This window comes from Pseudomonas sp. KSR10 (assembly GCF_022355455.1).
GTDB lineage: Bacteria > Pseudomonadota > Gammaproteobacteria > Pseudomonadales > Pseudomonadaceae > Stutzerimonas > Stutzerimonas stutzeri_E.
Genome location: NZ_JAKOEN010000019.1, coordinates 96,784 through 116,006, shown reverse-complemented (window position 1 = coordinate 116,006; position 19,223 = coordinate 96,784). Strand labels below are relative to the sequence as shown.

Genomic DNA, 19,223 nt, shown 5'->3' with positions numbered 1-19,223 from the left:
AAATCTCCGGTGGCGATTGAAGAAACGCGCGCTATCATAGCCACCCACTTGAAATACTGAAAATATATACAGCTTCCGCGCCCATGCTCAGCACCGAACTCAAGTCCCAGATCCAGGGCGCCTACTCTCGATTTCTCGACGCCAAAGGTCTCAAACCCCGCTATGGCCAGCGCCTTATGATTGCTGAAGTGGCGAAAGTCCTGGGTGCGATCAAGGCTGACGACGAAGGTCGACGAGATGGGGAGCCTGCAGTGGTCGCGGTCGAGGCCGGGACGGGTACCGGCAAGACGGTTGCCTACAGTCTAGCGGCCATTCCCACGGCGAAGGCCGCCGGCAAGCGTCTGGTGATCGCGACGGCAACCGTCGCGCTACAGGAGCAGATCGTGCACAAGGATCTGCCCGACCTGATGCGCAACAGCGGTCTGAACTTCTCCTTCGCCCTGGCCAAAGGCCGCGGGCGCTATCTGTGCCTGTCCAAGCTCGATGTCTTGCTGCAAGAAGGCCAGGCGCAGAGCGCCACTGCTCAGCTGTTCGAGGAGGAAGGCTTTCGCATCGACGTGGACGAGCGCAGCGAGAAGCTGTTCGGCAGCATGATCGAGAAGCTTGCCGGCAACCGTTGGGACGGCGATCGCGACAGTTGGCCTGAAGAGCTTGCCGACCCGGATTGGGCCCGTCTGACCACTGACCACAGTCAATGCACCGGCCGCCACTGCCCCAATTTCCAGCAATGTGCGTTCTACAAGGCGCGCGAGGGCATGACCAAGGTCGATGTCATCGTCACCAATCACGACATGGTGCTCGCTGACCTGGCGCTGGGCGGTGGGGCGGTACTGCCGGATCCGCGCGACACCCTCTATGTGTTCGATGAAGGCCATCACCTGCCGGACAAGGCCATCGGCCATTTCGCCCACTTCACGCGGCTGCGCTCCACCGCGGATTGGCTGGCGCAGGTAGAAAAGAATCTGACCAAGCTGCTCGCCCAGCATCCGCTACCAGGCGACCTCGGCCGGCTGATCGAGGCGGTGCCTGAAATCGCTCGTGATCTGCGTAGCCAACAGCAATTCATGTTCAGCGCCTGCGAGCAGCTGGCCGATTTCAAGGCCGGGGAAGACATGGAAGGCCGCGAGCGGCCACGACACCGTTTTGTCGGCGGCGTGGTACCCGAGCACCTGATCGAACTGGGCGTCGAGCTGAAAAAGGGCTTCGCCAAGCTCAACGACCTGTTCACGCGACTCACCGAGCTGCTCAAGGAGGCGATGGATGGCGAAGTGGGGGTCGGCATTGCCAGTCACCAGGCAGAGGAGTGGTATCCGTTGTTTGGCAGCCTGCTGACCCGGGCGCAAGGCAACTGGGAGCTGTGGACGGCCTTTACCGCCGACGATCCCCAGGACAGCCCGCCGATGGCGCGCTGGCTCACGTTGGCCGAAGGTGGGGCGCTGTTCGATATCGAAGTCAATGCCAGCCCGATCCTGGCGGCCGAGACGCTGCGGCGCAATCTGTGGAATGTCTGCTACGGCGCACTGGTGACCTCGGCGACGCTCACCGCGCTCAACAGCTTCGATCGATATCGCATGCGTGCCGGTTTGCCGCGCTGCGCGGTCACCGCAGTGGTGCCTAGCCCGTTTCATCACGCCGACGCCGGTGTGCTGCGAGTGCCCAATCTCAATGCTGATCCACGCGATGCGGCGGCGCATACGGCAGCGATCACGCGCGATCTGCCTGAGCTGGTCGAAGCCTCGCGTGGCACGCTGGTGCTATTCTCGTCGCGCAAGCAGATGCAGGACGTATTCGACGGGCTGGAGCGCTACTGGCGTCGGCGGGTACTGATTCAGGGCAATCTGTCCAAGCAGGAAACGTTGAACAAGCACAAGGCGCGTGTGGATGACGGCGAAAAGAGCGTGCTGTTCGGGCTCGCCAGCTTCGCCGAAGGCGTGGATCTTCCGGGCGCCTACTGTGAACACGTGGTGATCGCCAAGATCCCCTTCGCGGTACCCGACGATCCGGTGGAAGCAGCGCTGGCCGAATGGATCGAGGCGCGGGGCGGCAATCCCTTCATGGAAATCGCCGTACCCGATGCATCGTTGCGTCTGGTTCAGGCCTGTGGGCGACTGCTACGTACCGAGGAGGATCGCGGCACCATCACGTTGCTCGATCGCCGGGTCGTCACTCAGCGCTACGGCAAGGCCATTCTCAATGCTTTGCCGCCGTTTCGGCGTGAGATCGGTTAGCAAGTTACGCGTCGGCCCGCCCGCCGCATGCATCGCTATTCAGACGATTAATGATCCGGCAATCGATGACGGGTTTGTTTCCATGATCCGGTGCGGCTGAAACAATGCATCGATCAATACCTAAGCGAGAGGCGCGAGCGTGCAGATCCAGGGATATTTCGATCTTCGTTTCGAGGCAGTCAAAGAAGCGTTCAGTGACCTGTTCGAGCAAACCCAGCAGCGTGGCGCCGCGGTCTGCGTGAAGGTTGGTGGCGAAACTGTCGTCGATCTCTGGGCAGGCGTAGCCGATAACGCCGGTGAGCAGGCCTGGCAGAGCGATACGCTGGTCAATCTGTTCTCCTGCACCAAGACCTTTACCGCGGTGGCTGCCCTGCAGTTGGTCGGCGAAGGCAAGCTGCAGCTGGACGAGCCGGTGGCGCGGCTTTGGCCTGAGTTCGCCGCCAACGGCAAGCAGGCGATTACGCTACGGCAGCTGCTCAGTCATCAGGCCGGGCTGCCCGCCATTCGTCAGCCGCTTCCCCCGGAAGCGTTGTACGACTGGGACGTGATGACCGCGGCGCTGGCCGCCGAGGCTCCTTGGTGGATGCCGGGCGACGGTCATGGCTATGCCGCGATCACCTATGGATGGCTACTCGGTGAGCTGATCCGTCGCGCCGATGGACGTGAGCCGGGGGAGGCGATCGTCGCGCGTACCGCTCGGCCCTTGGACCTGGACTTCCATCTCGGTCTGGCCGATTCCGAATTCGACCGTGTCGGATACCTGACCCGGCAGAAGAACAACTTCGGCGATGCGGCTGCCCAGCGCGTATTCAAGGCGTTGACCGGGGATCCGCAGTCGCTGACTGCGCGCGCCTTCACCAATCCGCCGTCGATCATGAACAGCGCCAACAAACCTGAGTGGCGTCGGATGGCACAGCCCGCGGCCAATGGTCATGGCAATGCACGCGCGTTGGCGGGCTTCTATGATGGGCTGCTACGCGGCGAGCTGCTCGATTACGACCTATTGACCGAGATGACGCGCGAACACTGCCTCGGCGAGGACCGCACTTTGCTCAGTCGCACACGTTTCGCGTTGGGCTGTTGGCTGGATCAGCCGGAGGTGGAAAACGCGACCTTCGCGATGGGTCCCGGCGCCTTCGGTCATCCGGGGGCGGGTGGTTGCATTGGTTTCGCTGATCCGCAACGTGATCTGGCGTTCGGTTATGTCACCAATACGCTTGGTCCCTATGTTCTGATGGATCCACGCCCGCAAGCGTTGGCGCGGGTCGTAAAAGCCTGCCTGGGTTGAACCGCTCGTCTGTTCGCCATGGAGGGACTTTTCATAACAATGACCTGCGTCCACAATTTGAGACAAATCCTTGCTTAAGCTCGTTGCCTGCTCCGCGCGGCTTGTATTCGCAAATTCACCTTTCACGGAACCTGGCTCATGAACCTGCTGAAAAAAAGCGCCTCCTTTATTCTCTGCATGGTCATTGCCGGCTGTAGCTCCAATAGCGACAAGCCGACCGAAGTAGCCGTTGTGCCAGAACCCGTGATTGATCCTGCCTGGGCGGATAATTATGAGTCCCGATTGCGTGATGCCTTGAAAGACAGTCGTTTCGAGCTTGAGCGTCGCGAAGGCATGCTGGTAGTCACCGCGCCTGTCGACGCATCGTTCAACCCGGACCGCCCTGGCATGTTGCTGCCTGTGACGCTCGGCCCCATCAGTCGAGTAGCGAAATTGGTGGAAGGTGACGAGAAAACCGCTGTGGTCGTGCTGGGACATGCCGACAGTACCGGATCGGCCGATATCAACCGTGACATCAGCCGTCAACGTGCCGGCGCGGTAGCGGCGATCTTCCGCCTCAGCGGTTTGAAGCACGACCGGCTGCGCATTCGCGGGCTGGGCTCCGATCTGCCGCGGGCCTCGAATGAAAATGAAGAAGGTCGTGCGCTGAATCGTCGTGTCGAAATGGTTCTGGCGCCACAGCCGACTCTTCTGACCTTGATTGCCCAGTACAGCGAGGCGCCCAAATCGACTCAAGTGGCCGCTGCAGAGGTAACCAAAGCCAAGTAAGACAGACTGAATCTGCTGCGATGGCTTGTTTTGCGTTGCGTCAAGTTGGGCTCGCGACCAAACGGGTACCCTCAGGCTTCGACTGTTTCAGGAATTGCTGCGATGACCCAGACCTTGGCCGATATGCGCCGCGACTACACTCGTGAAGGCCTCAGTGAGGCGAACGCACCCGATGAGCCCTTCGCGCTCTTTCGCCAGTGGTTCGCAGATGCGGTACAGACGGAGCAGCTTCCGGTCGAACCCAACGCCATGACCCTGGCCACAGTGGATGCCGAAGGGCGTCCGCATTGTCGTGTACTTTTGCTTAAGGCGCTGGACGAGCGCGGCTTCACGTTCTTCAGCAACTATGACAGTGCCAAGGCGGAGCAGATGCAGGCCTGTCCGTTCGCCGCAATGACCTTCTTCTGGCCGAGCCTTGAACGCCAGGTGCGCATCGAAGGACAGGTCGAGAAAGTCAGTGCTGCCGAGTCGGATGCCTATTATCAGGTGCGGCCGCTGGGCAGCCGTCTGGGTGCCTGGGCGTCACCGCAGAGCCAGGTTATTCGTGATCGGGCCGAACTCGAGCGATTGCTCGCCGAAACCGAACAGCGCTTCCTGGACCAGATGCCACATTGTCCGCCTCACTGGGGTGGCTACCGCTTGCTGCCGGAGCGAATGGAGTTCTGGCAGGGCCGTCCCAGTCGTCTCCATGATCGACTCAATTATCGACGCGTCGCCGCCAGCACCTGGCAGCGCGAGAGGCTGGCGCCCTGATTCGTTGAGAGGGAGCGGGACATCGCTGAGGTCATGGTAAGGGACCGTCCGTTATCATGACGTCACTTCGCGCTGTAACGCTCCAGGTCTCGTTCCAGCCAGCTCTGCAAATCTTTCCGTTTCACGCGGGCCGCCTTTGCTGCCGCGAGCCGTTGCAGCGCCCATTCACGTTTCTTCGGATCGTTACCCGCCAGGGATAGCGCCAAATCCCGGTCGGCCCAGCGCCTGAAACGAACGAACAGCCAGGCATGGAAAACCAGTCCGGCCAGGGTGGTAACGGTGATGATGAAATAGTCCATAACTAAATTCCGTGAAACAGCTCGGCGAGCGTCATGCATGCGAGGCGGGATCGCCTCGGGTAAAGTAGGGTCCTAATTGGCACGAATGCTGAGTCAGGTCGAGGCCGCTGCCAAGCGTCTCTTAGCCGCAGGCGCCTGTTCAACGCGGTCGGGGATGAATATCTGTTTCCCAGGAGAGTACATCATGCGCAACTCCTTTTTTGTGGCTTCCTTTACCGCTATGGCCTTGGCCGTAGGCGGCTGCACATCCAACCTCACCGGAGACTCCTATTCTCGTGACGAGGCGCGAACGGTGCAGACCGTCCGATACGGAACCATCGAGTCGCTACGTCCGGTCAAGCTCGAGGGTACGAAGACGCCGATTGGCAGTGGTGCCGGCGCGGTGGTGGGCGGTATCGCCGGTAGTGGCGTTGGTGGCGGGCGTGGTAGTGCGGTCGCAGCCGTAATCGGCGCTGTTGCAGGTGGCATGCTCGGCGCAGCGGCAGAAGAGGGCATCACGCGTGCACAGGGCGTCGAAATCACCGTGCGTGAGGACGACGGCAACATGCGCGCCTATGTTCAAGAGGTCGAGCCGAACCAGGTCTTTCGGGTCGGTCAGCGCGTACGCATCATGACGGTCAATGGCACCAGTCGCATTGCGCCCTGAAATGGCTTGCTTCGGTAGGCCAGCGACAGGTCTGTGATCTGAGGTCTTGCAACTATCTGCAGTTGTTACGGTGAGCAAACGCAGGCGGCTGGTTGCACCGCTGCGTAGTGATATAGGCGTGGCCTGAGTACCGTCTGTTACGGTGGTTGGGCTGCGCCTTTTGTTTTTCGAAATACATGAATTCATGACGTCGCTGCTATCGGTATGGATAATCGGCGCACACCGCCATGCCTGCTCGGGCTGAGATACGGTCGACCAAAGGATATAACCGCTGCGCGACTGCGCGGCTCAAGGGGTTTTTGCTCATGGCGCTTGCGCTGATAATCGCTTTGCCATTTCTAGGAATTTGCCTGCCGCTGGTGTGCGAGCGCTTTGGTCGTTCCGCCTGTGCATTTGGCGCCGGGCTGGCCCCTTTGTTGGCGCTGGTATTGCTGTTATCCAAGCGTGGCGCCGTGTTTGGTGGTGAAACGCAAGTGCTGACCATGCCCTGGCTCCCCGAGCTGGGGTTGAATCTCAGCCTCAGACTCGACGGTTTGGGCTTCCTGTTTGCGTTGTTGATCCTTGGCATTGGCCTGCTGGTCATTCTTTACGCGCGTTATTACCTTTCTAAAAGCGAGCCGATGGGCCGCTTCTTCAGCTTTTTTTTGTTGTTCATGGGCGCCATGCTCGGTGTGGTGCTATCCGAAAACCTTCTGTTGATGTTGATGTTCTGGGAGCTGACCAGTCTCTCCTCGTTCCTGCTGATCGGCTTCTGGAATCATCGCTCCGATGCACGTCAGGGCGCGCGGATGGCCCTCGCCGTAACAGGCGGTGGCGGTCTCGCATTGCTGGCCGGCATCCTGTTGATCGGCCATATCGTTGGCAGCTTCGAGTTGAGCGCGGTGTTGGCATCCGGCGACCTGATCCGGGCCAGCTCGCTGTATCCGCTAACGCTGATCCTGGTGCTGCTCGGCGTGTTCACCAAGTCCGCGCAATTTCCATTTCACTTCTGGTTGCCCCAGGCGATGGCGGCGCCTACGCCGGTATCGGCGTTTCTGCACTCGGCGACTATGGTCAAGGCGGGCGTGTTTCTACTGGCGCGGTTGTATCCGGCGTTGTCGGACTCGGAGTGGTGGTTCTACCTGGTCACCCTGACGGGGCTGGCTACTTTATTGATCGGCGCTGTGATGGCGCTATTCCAGCACGATCTCAAAGGGCTATTGGCTTACTCGACCATCAGCCATCTCGGGTTGATCACGTTGTTGTTCGGCCTCGACTCGCGGCTGGGGCCGGTGGCGGCGATCTTTCACATCATCAACCACGCGACGTTCAAGGCATCGTTGTTCATGGCCGCCGGGATCATCGATCACGAGACAGGAACGCGCGACATGCGACGCATCAACGGCATGCTGAAGTACATGCCGCACACGGCGGCACTGGCGATGGTAGCCTCACTGGCGATGGCCGGGGTGCCGCTGCTCAATGGCTTCCTGAGCAAAGAGATGTTTTTTGCCGAGACCCTCGATCAGCATTTGTTGGGCAGCTTCTACTGGACAATTCCGGCGTTGGCGACCTTGGCGAGTGCCTTTTCGGTCGCTTACTCGCTGCGCTTCGTGCATGACGTCTTCTTCAATGGCGAGCCGATCGACTTGCCTAAATATCCGCCGCACGAGCCCGCGCGGTACATGAAGATTCCTGTCGAAATTCTGGTGTTGCTCTGCCTGCTGGTGGGCATGTTGCCTGCCTATACCGTGGCGCCACTGCTGGCCGCTGCCGTTGCCGGTAGCCTGGGCGGCGATGTGCCCGAGTACAGCCTGGCGATATGGCACGGCTTCAACCTGCCCCTGGCCATGAGCTTCGTTGCCTTGGGGGGCGGCCTGCTCATCTATTCGATGCGTAAGTGGGCGTTTCGCTGGTACGAAGGGCTGCCACGGGTCGATTCCCTGCAAGTCTTCGCACGCGTAGTCAGCGACATTGCCGGAACGGCGCGCTGGGTAACCGAGCGCATGGAAAATGGATCTCTGCAGCGTTACCTGGCGCTTATGCTGTTCAGCTCATTGCTAGTAGTTGTGTATGCGTTGACACCTCTACGGTCGTTGCGCGGCTCTGTGCCGATGACGCCGCTGGACGGCATCACCGTGCTCGGACTGGTGATCCTTGGCCTGGCTTCGGTAATGACAGTTGTATTCCACCGCAGGCGCCTGATGGCATTGATGGTGCTGAGTGTCGTGGGCTTGATGGTTGCCCTGGTGTTCGCTCGCTACTCGGCACCCGATCTGGCGTTGACGCAGATATCGGTAGAAGTGGTGACCATCATTCTGCTGATCCTGGCCCTTTTCTTCATGCCTGACCGGACGCCGGTCGAGTCGAGCAGTCTGCGCAGTTTTCGCGACCTGATCCTCGCCGGTACTTTCGGCACCATGGTGGCTTTGCTCGCCTATGCGGTGCTGACGCGCCCCTACGACAGCATTGCGTCGTTCTTCCTCGAGAACAGCGTGGTCGGCGGGGGCGGGGCTAACGTGGTCAATGTGATTCTGGTGGACTTCCGTGGCTTCGATACGCTCGGTGAGATTGCCGTGCTGGCCATCGCTGCGGTTGGCATCTACGGCCTGCTTCACGGGCTGCGCCTGCCGCATCCGATACGCGACTATGGCGGCAGGCTATGGTCGACGGACCGGCATCCGATGGTGCTGGATACGCTTTCACGCGTGCTCTTGCCGATGGCGCTGCTGGTTTCGGTGTTTATCTTCCTGCGCGGTCACAACTTGCCGGGTGGCGGCTTCATTGCAGGGTTGATCACCGCGGTCGCGCTGATCTTGCAATACATCTCGCATGGCGTCGTCTGGGCGCAACAGCGTCAGCCGTTCAGTTATCACGGCGTGGCTGGGGCCGGTGTGCTGATTGCAGGCCTGACCGGATTGGGCAGTTGGCTGTTCGGTCGGCCATTCCTGACATCCGCCTTCGGCCATTTCCATCTGCCGCTGGTTGGCGAGTTTGAATTGGCAACCGCAATGCTTTTCGATCTGGGCGTTTACCTGGCAGTGGTGGGCGCCACCCTGCTGATTCTTTCCAACCTAGGTCATGTCAGCCAGGACGAGTCGTGCAAGGAGGTGCTTTGATGGAGTTTGCCTTCGCGATAACGCTCGGCGTGATGATGGCCAGCGGTGTCTACCTGCTGTTGCGTGCGCGCATATTTCCAGTGGTGATGGGACTGACGCTGATTTCCTACGCGGTGAATCTGTTCATCTTCGCCATGGGACGCCTCGCGACCGGGGTTCCGGCGATTATCGGAAAGAGTGCCGAGTATGGCGATCCCCTGCCGCAGGCGTTGGTGCTGACCGCCATCGTCATTGGCTTCGCCATGACCGCGTTCGTGGTGGTGCTGGCACTTCGCGGTCTCGGCGAGTTACGTACCGATCATGTTGACGGTCGGGAGCCGCGGGAATGAATCACGCATTGATCCTTCCGATCCTCCTGCCGTTATTGACCGGTTGCGTCTTGCTTTTGGCTCATCGGCAGGGCGCGCCATTCAAGCGTCTGGTGTCGGTTGCAGCGACTTGGTTATTGGTCCCGCTGACGCTTTGGCTGTTATTGCAGGCAGACTCCGGGGTGCTCTCGGTATACCGACTCGGCGACTGGCGGCCACCGTTCGGCATCATGCTGCTGCTCGACCGGCTGAGCGCGCTGATGCTGCTGGTCACCGCCGTGCTTGCGGGCTTCTCGGTGCTCTACGCAGCGCGCGGAGACGACGAGCGTGGTCCGAATTTCCATGCGTTGTTCCAGTTTCAGCTGGCGGGTATCAACGGAGCATTTCTAACCGGTGATCTGTTCAATCTCTTCGTGTTCTTCGAGATTCTGCTGATTTCCTCCTACGCGTTGTTGCTGCACGGTCATGGCGCGAAACGGGTGCAGGCTGGCATCCACTATGTCGTGCTGAATCTGCTGGGGTCGTCATTGTTCCTGATTGGGGTCAGCATGCTCTACGGGCTCACCGGGACCCTGAACATGGCGGACCTGGCGGGGCGAGTGGCTGCGGCCGACCCGGCGGATGCGCCGCTACTGGCTGCTGCGGGTTACCTGTTGCTGGTGGTGTTCGCCTTGAAGGCAGCCATCCTGCCGCTGTACTTCTGGTTGCCGCGAGCCTATGCCTCGGCGACCGCACCGGTCGCGGCCCTGTTCGCGATCATGACCAAGCTCGGCCTCTATGCCATCGTACGGGTGTTCACGCTGATTTTCGGTAGCGAAGCGGGCGTACTCAGCAACATGGTGCTCGACTGGTTGTGGCCGCTATCGATGCTGACCCTTGTCGGCGGCGTGTTGGGCGCGTTGGCTGCACGCAATCTGCAGATCCTGCTGTCTTATCTGGTGGTGGTTTCGGTGGGGACGTTGCTGGCCGGCGTTGCGCTGGGAACGGAAGCAGGGCTGGGTGCGGCGCTTTACTACCTGGTGCATAGCACCCTGGTATCAGGCGGTCTGTTTCTGCTGGCAGACATCATCGCGCGACAGCGCGGCGATACGGCATCCGAGCTGATATCGGCGCCAGCCTTGAGGCAGCCGTTGGTGTTGGGGGCGCTATTCTTCGCCGGCGCGATTTCCATTGCTGGGCTGCCTCCCTTTTCGGGCTTTCTGGGCAAAGTGATGTTGCTGCGAGCCGTCTCTCCAGGTATCGATGCCTCGATACTCTGGCCCGTGATTCTGGTCGGTGGGTTGGGCATGGTAATTGCGCTGAGCCGGGCCGGCAGCATGGTGTTCTGGCGCCCGAGTGACGCAGTCAGCGTAGGAAAGCCGGCTGACACGGTACGTCTTGCCACGGCCTTCGGCTTGTTGCTGGGCAGTGTGATGCTGGTGGTGGCGGCACAGCCGATCCAGGCATACGTGCAGGCGACTGCCACGCAGTTGTTCGATCTCGCACCCTATCTGCAGATCATTCGGGGAGGCGAAGTATGAGATCCCGTATGTTGCCCAAGCCGGCGCTTACCCTCTTGCTGGCCATGCTCTGGCTGATGCTCAATAACACCCTCGGCGTAGGACACCTCCTGCTCGGTCTGTTTCTCGGCTGGGCGATTCCATTGCTGGCGAAGGGCTTCCTGGTAGATCTGCCGGCGGTTCGGCGTCCGCTGAAGCTCTGCCTGTTTTGCGTCAAGGTTTTCTACGACATCGTCCTAGCCAACCTTCATGTCGCCAAGTTGGTGCTCGGGCCTCGGGGGCGTTTGCAGCCTGCGTTCGTCGAAATACCGATGGCGATCGAACACCCCTTTGTTCTCGCCGTATTGACCAGCATCATTTCGCTCACGCCAGGAACCGTATCAGCGGCATTGCGACCCGATCACAAAGTCCTTTTGATTCACGCGTTAGACGCCCCTGACATCGAGGCGCTGGCCGCCGAGGTGAAGAACCGTTACGAAACACCGTTGCTGGAGATATTCGAATGCTCACGTATGTGATTCCGCTGTGCATGGCGATCATCGGGCTTGCGGCGGTGCTCAATGTGATGCGATTGGTCCAGGGGCCTGACATGCCTGACCGGGTGTTGGCGCTCGACACGCTGTATATCAATGCGCTGGCGCTGATCGTGATGTTCGGTATCTGGCTGGCTTCCGATCTGTTCTTCGAGGCCGCCTTGCTGATCGCAGTGATGGGGTTCGTCAGTACCGTTGCGGTGGGCAAGCACCTGTTGCACGGTGAAATCATCGACTGAGGAGTCAGCATGCCATTCTGGATCGAACTGTTGGTGAGCGCCTTTTTGATCGTGGGCAGCGTTTTCGCGCTGGTCGGAGCGATCGGTCTGTATCGCCTGCCTGATTTCTTCACTCGGCTTCATGGGCCTACCAAGGCAAGCACCATGGGAGTGGGCGGTATCGTGATCGCGTCGATGATCTTTTTTAGTAGTCAGGGCGATGGCCTCAGCCTCCACGAAATGCTGATTATCCTGTTTCTGTTTCTGACCGCGCCGGTCAGTGCCCACGTACTGGCCAAAGCCGCGATGCAGCAGAAGCTGCCATACACGGCGAGGACGCGTGGCAAGCCCTGGGATTGACGAAGGCCGGGCGTGTCAGATGACGATGCTGCTCGGTGAAGGTTGTCGCTCATTTTCCTGTGACAGTTGTTTGATCATCGCCTGCTGCAACTGGATACACAGCTGCGGATCCGACAAAGGTTGATTATCGGCGTTGGTGACGAAGAACACGTCTTCCACGCGCTCGCCGAGCGTCGCGATCTTGGCGTTCTGCACTGACAGATCGAAGTCCAGGAATAGCTGGCCGATGCGTGCCAGCAGGCCGGGGCGATCAGGTGCGACAACTTCGATGATCGTCTGCGGGCGCTGCATGTCGTTGTGGATGGTGACCTGGGGCGGAAAGGCGAAATGCTTGAGCTGCCGGGGTACCCGCTTCTGAATGATCGTCAGGTAATCATCCGGATTGCGTAGTGCATCGATCAGGCCTTGGCGAATTTCCTCGGTACGTTCGGGATCGTTGCCAATGGGCGTACCGTCGGCATCCAGCACAATATAGGTATCCAAGGTGAACTGGCTGCTCGAGGTGATGATCCGGGCGTCGTGAATGTTCAGGTTCAACTGATCCATGGCCGCCACGGTTACGGCGAAGAAGTCATGCTGATCCGGCGCGTAGATGAAAATTTGCGTGCCGCCTTCGAATTCGCGCTGGGTGGTTTCCTTGATCAATACCAGCGGCCCGCCGTCGCTCGGGTGATCGATGATGGCCTCGGTGTGCCAGGCGACGTCGGTGGAGCTGTGACGCATGAAATAATCATCGCCCAGCTGCGACCAGAGCTGTTCGGCATCGTCCGGATCGGTGCCGTTGCGCACCAGATTATCGAGCGCGGCGCGTTGGGTCTGACGAATCTGTTCCTCGCGCCCCAGCGGATTTTCCAGGCCACGCCTGAGCGCCCGCTTGGTTTCGGTGTACAGCTGGCGCAGCAGGCTGGCCCGCCATGAATTCCAGAGGGTTGGGTTGGTCGCGTTGATGTCCGCCACCGTCAGCACATACAGGTAGTCGAGGTGGGTCTCGTCGCCAACCAGTTGGGCAAAATCGTTAATCACTTGCGGATCGGAGAGGTCCTTGCGCTGCGCGGTTGTGGACATCACCAAGTGATTTTCCACCAGCCAGACCACCAGGCGCGTATCCCATGCAGGAAGCTTGTGGCGCAAACAGAACTCCTGAGCGTCCACCGCGCCCAGCTCCGAATGATCCCCGCCCCGGCCCTTGGCGATATCGTGATAGAGGCCCGCAATGTAGATGAGCTCGGGCTTGGGCAGGCGTTCCACCAGCTTGCTGGCCAGTGGGTACTTCTCGGCGACGCCGGGTTTGCTCAGCTTTCGCAGATATTTGATGACGTTGAGCGTGTGGGCATCGACGGTATAAATATGGAAAAGGTCATGCTGCATCTGTCCGACGATATGGCCGAACTCTGGCAAATAGCGCCCCAGAATGCCGTAACGATTCATTCGTCGCAGGTTGCGATGGATGCCTTCCTTGCACTTGAACAGCTCGATGAACAGGCTGGTATTGCGAATGTCGCTGCGAAAGTCATCGTCGATGAGGTGGCGATGATCGCGCAGAAGACGAATGGTCTCGGCACGGACGCCCTGAATTTCAGGGTGTTGTGCCAGCAGTACGAAAATTTCCAAGATCGCGAAGGGTCTGCGCTTGAATACCGAATCATCGGTCACTTCGAGGTAGCCGTCGCGCACTAGGAAGCGGCTGTTGAGCGGCACGGCGTCACCGCTGTCGCCTTCCCAGAGAATGACCTCGGCAAAGTGCTGCCCGACCAGATCGCTGAGCTCGGAAATGCTCATGACCACACGGTAGTACTTCTGCATGAAACGCTCGATTGCCAGCTTGGCGTCGTTGTCTTTATAGCCGAGGAGGGCGGCCAGGCTGCGCTGGTGGTCGAACAGCAGGCGGTCCTCGGCGCGCCCGGCGAGCATGTGCAGCCCGTAGCGGACTCGCCAGATGAACTCCTGGCTGAAGGAGAGCAGGGAATATTCACCTTCGGTCAGAAAACCTTGGTCGAGAATTGCGCTTAAATTCAGGCTGCCAAGCTGGCGCCTTGCGATCCACAGGATCGTCTGGATGTCACGCAGCCCGCCGGGGGAGCCTTTTACGTTGGGCTCAAGGTTGTATTCGGTGTTGTTGTATTTGGAATGACGTGCCGCTTGCTCGTTGCGTTTGGCAAGGAAGAACTCCTTGCTCGGCCACATCTCCGATGGGCTGGTGACCTTCAGCATGTCCTGTCGCAGGCGCTCGGGACCGGCGATGGTGCGACTCTCCATCAGGTTGGTGATCACCGTCAGGTCTGCGCGTGCCTCTTCGGCGCATTCCGCCACCGAGCGTACGCTCTGGCCGACCTCGAGCCCGATATCCCAGAGCAGGGTCAGGAAACCTTCAATGGAACCGCGGAATTTCTCGTGATCACCGTTATCGAGCAAAATCAGCAGATCGATATCGGAATAGGGATGCAGTTCTCCGCGACCGTAACCGCCCACGGCCACCAGAGCGATATTAGAATCGTCGCACCAGTCGAAGCGGCCCCAAGCGGCTTGCAGAATCTGGTCGACGAACCAGGCGCGATCCTCGATCAGACGACGGATATCGTGGCCCGCTAGAAAGCGTGCATCGAGCACCTCTCGGGCTTTACGAATGACTTTCTTGAAGGCTGCGATGGGGCTTGCCTTGAGCGCCAGTTCGGCCTGGAACTGGCCTCCATCGAACAGCTCTGGATCAACCGGATGCATGCCTTCGTCCTCGTGAACTGCGGAATCGATCAGTGATCAGGCTGACGTGCGAGCGATGCTGTCATCGCTGCGCAGGGTAAAGATTTCATAGCCGTCAGCGGTGACCAGAATGGTGTGCTCCCACTGGGCAGAGAGCTTGCGATCCTTGGTGATAGCCGTCCAGCCGTCCCCGAGCAGGCGGGTCTCCGAGCGGCCCTGGTTGATCATCGGCTCAATGGTGAAGGTCATGCCTTCCTTCAGTTCCAGGCCGGTCCCAGCGCGGCCGTAGTGCAAGACCTGGGGTTCCTCATGGAAGACCTTGCCGATGCCATGCCCGCAATACTCCCGGACGACCGAAAAGCCATTCTTCTCGGCATGCTTCTGGATCACTTCACCGATGTCGCCGAGGCGCGCGCCGGGGCGAACAAGCTCGATACCTTTATAGAGGCATTCCTGTGTCACCCTGCACAGGCGCTCGGCCCATTCCGGAGTCTTGCCGACCATGAACATCTTGCTGGTATCGCCATGGTAGCCATCCTTGATGACGGTGATGTCGATATTGAGAATGTCGCCATCCTTCAAGGGCTTGTCGTTGGGGATGCCGTGACAGACCACATGATTGATCGAGGTGCAGATCGACTTGGGAAATCCCTTGTAGTTGAGCGGGGCGGGTATGGCTTGCTGGACGTTGACGATGTGGTCGTGGCAGAGGCGGTCGAGTTCATCGGTAGTGACGCCTGGCTTGACGTGCTCACCGATCATTTCCAGCACCTCGGCTGCCAGGCGGCCGGCGATGCGCATTTTCTCGATATCTTCAGGCGTCTTGATGGAAACGGTCATGCAACCCTCTTGGCGCCAAGAGGCGCAGGCGGAAAAATTGAAGGGATCAATGATAAACCAAAGCGCCCTTTGGCTGCAGGCGGGCCCGGAACGGGAACGTGGCGGGATAACTTTGAGTCCGTTTTGCTGACGGTGCCAATCTTGGGAGTGCGCTAGCCTCTGGCGCTTCTTTGTGCTATAAAACGCGCCGCTCTGCGGGAGTACCCGCCGAGCCTGACCCCACACACGTGTCGACACGGTATCCTGGGTGCTCGCAAGAGTTGGATATCGGGACGCGTGGAGGCCTAACCCGACTTATTCTGAGGAAGTCCCATGTCTCAAGTCACTATGCGCGATATGCTGAAGGCCGGTGTGCACTTCGGCCACCAGACCCGTTACTGGAACCCGAAGATGGATAAATACATCTTTGGCGCGCGCAACAAGATTCACATCATCAACCTCGAAAAAACCCTGCCGATGTTCAACGACGCGCTGCGTTTCGTTGAAAAGCTGGCTGCGGGCAAGAACAAGATTCTGTTCGTCGGCACCAAGCGTTCCGCTGGCAAGATCGTTCGCGAAGAAGCTGCTCGCTGCGGTTCTCCGTACGTCGATCATCGCTGGTTGGGCGGCATGCTGACCAACTACAAGACCATTCGCGCCTCGATCAAGCGCCTGCGTGAGCTGGAAACCCAGTCTCAGGACGGTACTTTCGAGAAGCTGACCAAGAAAGAAGCTCTGATGCGTACCCGTGATCTGGAAAAGCTGGATCGCAGCCTGGGTGGTATCAAGGACATGGGCGGCCTGCCGGACGCGATGTTCGTTGTCGATGTTGATCATGAGCGCATCGCGATCTCCGAAGCCAACAAGCTGGGCATTCCGGTTATCGGTATTGTCGATACCAACAGCAGCCCGGAAGGCGTCGACTACATCATCCCTGGTAATGATGATGCCATCCGTGCCGTGCAATTGTATTTGGGCTCCATGGCAGACGCTGTACTGCGTGGCCGTCAGAATGGTGCCGGTGGCGCTGACGAGTTCGTAGAAGAAGCCGCCCCTGAGGCTGCTCAAGGCTGAGCGCAACTGTCGCCTAGCTGATACCCGTTGAACAGAAAGGGGGCTATGCCCCCTTTTTGCCACTTCCGAATTGATCGTCCGATTGATGGGCGATGATCGAAAATCGAATCGAGAGGATTTGCGAACATGGCAGAGATCACTGCAGCCCTGGTCAAAGAACTGCGCGAGCGCACTGGCCAAGGCATGATGGATTGCAAAAAAGCACTCACCGCTGCCGGCGGCGACATCGAAAAAGCCATTGACGATATGCGTGCAGCTGGTGCCATCAAGGCGGCCAAGAAAGCGGGCAACATCGCTGCTGAAGGCGCTATTGCGGTCAAGGTTGCTGATGACAACAAGCGTGCCGTGATCATTGAGGTCAACTCACAGACCGACTTCCTGGCCCTGCAGGACGACTTCAAGAATTTCGTCAACTCTAGTGTCGAGAAAGCCTTTGCCGAGAAGATGACCGATGCGGCTCCGCTGATCGCCGCTCAGGAAGCCGATCGTGAGGCGCTGGTTGCCAAGTGCGGCGAGAACGTCAACATCCGCCGTCTGACGACTGTCGAAGCTGATCTGGTTGGGTCCTACCTGCATGGTCATCGCATCGGCGTTCTGGTCGCCCTGAAAGGTGGCAACGTCGAGCTGGCCAAAGAAATCGCTATGCATGTGGCGGCTAGCAATCCTCAGTTCCTGGATCCGTCGCAGGTTTCCGAAGAAGCCGTTGCCAAGGAGAAGGAAATCTTCCTGGCGCTGAACGAAGACAAAATCAAGGGCAAGCCCGCCGAGATCGTCGAGAAGATGGTTGCCGGGCGCATCAGCAAATTCCTTGCTGAAGCCAGTCTGGTCGAGCAAGCCTTCGTCAAGGATCCTGAAGTCAAGGTTGGCGATCTGGCGAAGAAAGCTGGTGCAGAAATCGTTTCCTTCGTTCGCTACGAAGTAGGCGAAGGCATCGAGCGTGCTGAAGTCGACTTCGCTGCCGAAGTTGCCGCTCAGGTCGCTGCTACCAAGCAATAAGACGCTCCTGTTGTCCTCGAAGAGGCTGCCCGCTCACGCGCGCGGCCTCTTTGTCGGACTGGGGCGCAGAAAGGTTTTTTTGCCGCGCTATAGTCAGCGCTTGGCACCAACTCGCGACTGCGCTGTCATAGCGCAGATATTTTCTGGCCATAGCGCCAATCTGATCATACGAACGCCGCAGGAGAAACAACGCCAATGGCTCAGCAGATGAGTGCACGCAATCCTCGCTATAAACGCATTCTGCTCAAATTAAGCGGCGAAGCCCTGATGGGGTCGGAAGACTTCGGCATCGATCCCAAGGTGCTTGATCGCATGGCCTTGGAAGTCGGGCAATTGGTCGGAATCGGCGTCGAGGTTGGTCTGGTCATCGGTGGCGGCAACTTGTTCCGCGGCGCGGCGCTTTCTGCGGCCGGTATGGATCGCGTCACTGGCGACCACATGGGCATGCTGGCGACGGTGATGAATTCCCTGGCCATGCGTGACGCTTTGGAGCGCTCGAACATTCCTGCGCTGGTCATGTCGGCGATTTCCATGGTCGGTGTCACCGATCATTACGACCGCCGCAAGGCTATGCGTCATCTCAAGAGCGGGGAAGTGGTGATTTTCTCCGCCGGCACCGGCAATCCATTCTTCACTACCGACTCGGCTGCCTGTCTTCGCGCCATCGAGATCCATGCCGACGTCGTACTCAAGGCCACGAAGGTTGATGGTGTGTACACCGCAGATCCATTCAAGGATCCAAATGCCGAGAAATTCGAGCAACTGACCTATGATGACGTGCTCGACCGCAAGCTGGGCGTCATGGACCTGACCGCCATCTGCCTGTGCCGCGACCACAACATGCCGCTGCGGGTGTTCAACATGAACAAGCCCGGTGCCCTACTTAATATCGTGCTCGGCGGCGCTGAAGGAACTTTGATCGAGGAACAGAACCAATGATCAACGAGATCAAGCAAGACGCTCAGGAACGCATGAAGAAAACCCTGGAATCGCTGGGGCATGCATTCGCCAAAATCCGCACCGGTCGTGCCCATCCGAGTATTCTCGACAGCGTGATGGTGTCCTATTACGGCAGCGACACCCCGTTGCGCCAGATCGCCAACGTAATTGCCGAAGACTCCCGCACCCTTGCATTGACCGTGTTCGACAAGGGCATGATTCAGGCGGTCGAGAAAGCCATCATGACTTCAGACCTGGGTTTGAATCCGGCCACGGCGGGCACCACCATTCGTGTTCCCATGCCGGCCCTTACGGAGGAGACCCGCAAGGGCTATACCAAGCAGGCGCGCGCCGAGGCCGAAAACGCTCGGGTCGCGGTGCGTAACATCCGCCGTGATGCTATCGCACAGCTCAAGGATTTGGTGAAAGAGAAGGAAATCAGCGAAGACGAGGAACGCCGTGCGCAGGACGACGTTCAAAAGCTGACCGACAAGTATGTTGCGGAAATCGACAAGGCGCTTGAAGGCAAGGAAAACGACCTGATGGCTGTTTGATGGTGCTGTACCGGACTTCGTCCGTACTGCTCACGTCGGAGCGCGCCGATCCGGTCGGGACCGAAGCGCGAGGGGCTAACCAGTCGTATCCCCCGGAAATTGCCGCCGGCAGTTTCTCCCATTGTTCGCAGCGTGATTGAGCGCAG

Annotated in this window: 18 protein-coding genes; 15 read left to right on the top strand and 3 right to left on the bottom strand. The window is 59.3% G+C overall.

Annotated elements, in window-relative coordinates; all coding sequences use genetic code 11:
- Positions 1–83: 83 nt before the first annotated feature.
- The 4 genes from dinG (at position 84) to pdxH (ending at position 5,037) form a co-directional block, all read left to right on the top strand.
- Complete coding sequence (gene dinG / locus MCB86_RS09420) at positions 84–2,228, top strand: ATP-dependent DNA helicase DinG (RefSeq protein ID WP_239610710.1); 2,145 nt, start codon at positions 84–86, stop codon at positions 2,226–2,228.
- 139 nt (positions 2,229–2,367) lie between these two features.
- Complete coding sequence (locus tag MCB86_RS09415) at positions 2,368–3,516, top strand: serine hydrolase domain-containing protein (protein WP_239610709.1); 1,149 nt, start codon at positions 2,368–2,370, stop codon at positions 3,514–3,516.
- Positions 3,517–3,654: 138 nt separating this feature from the next.
- Entirely contained in the window at positions 3,655–4,284 is a 630-nt protein-coding gene (locus MCB86_RS09410) for an OmpA family protein (RefSeq protein WP_045161272.1), read from the top strand.
- A 102-nt stretch (positions 4,285–4,386) separates the two neighbouring features.
- Positions 4,387–5,037, top strand: coding sequence for a pyridoxamine 5'-phosphate oxidase (gene pdxH / locus MCB86_RS09405; RefSeq protein WP_045161273.1), 651 nt, complete (start codon positions 4,387–4,389; stop codon positions 5,035–5,037).
- A gap of 62 nt (positions 5,038–5,099) precedes the next feature.
- Here the strand turns inward: pdxH and MCB86_RS09400 are convergent, their stop codons facing one another.
- On the bottom strand, positions 5,100–5,336 hold the full coding sequence (locus MCB86_RS09400) for a hypothetical protein (RefSeq protein ID WP_045161274.1): 237 nt from the start codon (positions 5,334–5,336) through the stop codon (positions 5,100–5,102).
- A 181-nt stretch (positions 5,337–5,517) separates the two neighbouring features.
- Between MCB86_RS09400 and MCB86_RS09395 the strand changes: the two genes are divergently transcribed.
- The 7 genes from MCB86_RS09395 to MCB86_RS09365 all read left to right on the top strand — a co-directional run bounded on the left by MCB86_RS09395 (position 5,518) and on the right by MCB86_RS09365 (position 11,998).
- Positions 5,518–5,982 (top strand): hypothetical protein, encoded by a 465-nt coding sequence (locus tag MCB86_RS09395; RefSeq protein ID WP_155397609.1) that lies wholly within the window; start codon positions 5,518–5,520, stop codon positions 5,980–5,982.
- A 305-nt stretch (positions 5,983–6,287) separates the two neighbouring features.
- Positions 6,288–9,080, top strand: coding sequence for a monovalent cation/H+ antiporter subunit A (locus MCB86_RS09390; RefSeq protein WP_045161277.1), 2,793 nt, complete (start codon positions 6,288–6,290; stop codon positions 9,078–9,080).
- On the top strand, positions 9,080–9,409 hold the full coding sequence (locus MCB86_RS09385; RefSeq protein WP_239610708.1) for a Na+/H+ antiporter subunit C: 330 nt from the start codon (positions 9,080–9,082) through the stop codon (positions 9,407–9,409). Before MCB86_RS09390 ends, MCB86_RS09385 begins: the two co-directional genes overlap by 1 nt.
- A complete protein-coding gene (locus tag MCB86_RS09380; RefSeq protein WP_045161279.1) occupies positions 9,406–10,908 on the top strand; it encodes a monovalent cation/H+ antiporter subunit D in 1,503 nt (500 codons plus the stop codon). The genes MCB86_RS09385 and MCB86_RS09380 overlap by 4 nt, the downstream gene beginning before the upstream one ends.
- Complete coding sequence (locus tag MCB86_RS09375) at positions 10,905–11,405, top strand: Na+/H+ antiporter subunit E (protein ID WP_045161280.1); 501 nt, start codon at positions 10,905–10,907, stop codon at positions 11,403–11,405. The genes MCB86_RS09380 and MCB86_RS09375 overlap by 4 nt, the downstream gene beginning before the upstream one ends.
- Positions 11,390–11,659 (top strand): K+/H+ antiporter subunit F, encoded by a 270-nt coding sequence (locus MCB86_RS09370; protein ID WP_045161281.1) that lies wholly within the window; start codon positions 11,390–11,392, stop codon positions 11,657–11,659. Before MCB86_RS09375 ends, MCB86_RS09370 begins: the two co-directional genes overlap by 16 nt.
- A gap of 9 nt (positions 11,660–11,668) precedes the next feature.
- On the top strand, positions 11,669–11,998 hold the full coding sequence (locus MCB86_RS09365; protein WP_239610707.1) for a Na+/H+ antiporter subunit G: 330 nt from the start codon (positions 11,669–11,671) through the stop codon (positions 11,996–11,998).
- A 15-nt stretch (positions 11,999–12,013) separates the two neighbouring features.
- Here MCB86_RS09365 and MCB86_RS09360 read toward each other — a convergent pair whose 3' ends face one another.
- Both MCB86_RS09360 and map read right to left on the bottom strand, forming a co-directional pair.
- Positions 12,014–14,716 carry a [protein-PII] uridylyltransferase gene (locus MCB86_RS09360; RefSeq protein ID WP_239610706.1) on the bottom strand — a complete coding sequence of 901 codons (2,703 nt, stop codon included), beginning with the start codon at positions 14,714–14,716 and terminating at the stop codon, positions 12,014–12,016.
- A 36-nt stretch (positions 14,717–14,752) separates the two neighbouring features.
- Positions 14,753–15,535, bottom strand: coding sequence for a type I methionyl aminopeptidase (gene map / locus MCB86_RS09355; protein WP_045161284.1), 783 nt, complete (start codon positions 15,533–15,535; stop codon positions 14,753–14,755).
- 312 nt (positions 15,536–15,847) lie between these two features.
- Here map and rpsB point away from each other — a divergent pair, with 312 nt between their 5' ends.
- The 4 genes from rpsB (at position 15,848) to frr (ending at position 19,077) form a co-directional block, all read left to right on the top strand.
- Positions 15,848–16,588 carry a 30S ribosomal protein S2 gene (gene rpsB / locus MCB86_RS09350; protein WP_025240918.1) on the top strand — a complete coding sequence of 247 codons (741 nt, stop codon included), beginning with the start codon at positions 15,848–15,850 and terminating at the stop codon, positions 16,586–16,588.
- Positions 16,589–16,714: 126 nt separating this feature from the next.
- On the top strand, positions 16,715–17,584 hold the full coding sequence (gene tsf, locus MCB86_RS09345) for a translation elongation factor Ts (RefSeq protein WP_239610705.1): 870 nt from the start codon (positions 16,715–16,717) through the stop codon (positions 17,582–17,584).
- A 195-nt stretch (positions 17,585–17,779) separates the two neighbouring features.
- Complete coding sequence (gene pyrH, locus MCB86_RS09340; RefSeq protein WP_019342381.1) at positions 17,780–18,523, top strand: UMP kinase; 744 nt, start codon at positions 17,780–17,782, stop codon at positions 18,521–18,523.
- A complete protein-coding gene (frr, locus tag MCB86_RS09335; protein WP_045161286.1) occupies positions 18,520–19,077 on the top strand; it encodes a ribosome recycling factor in 558 nt (185 codons plus the stop codon). Before pyrH ends, frr begins: the two co-directional genes overlap by 4 nt.
- The last annotated feature ends 146 nt before the right edge of the window (positions 19,078–19,223 follow it).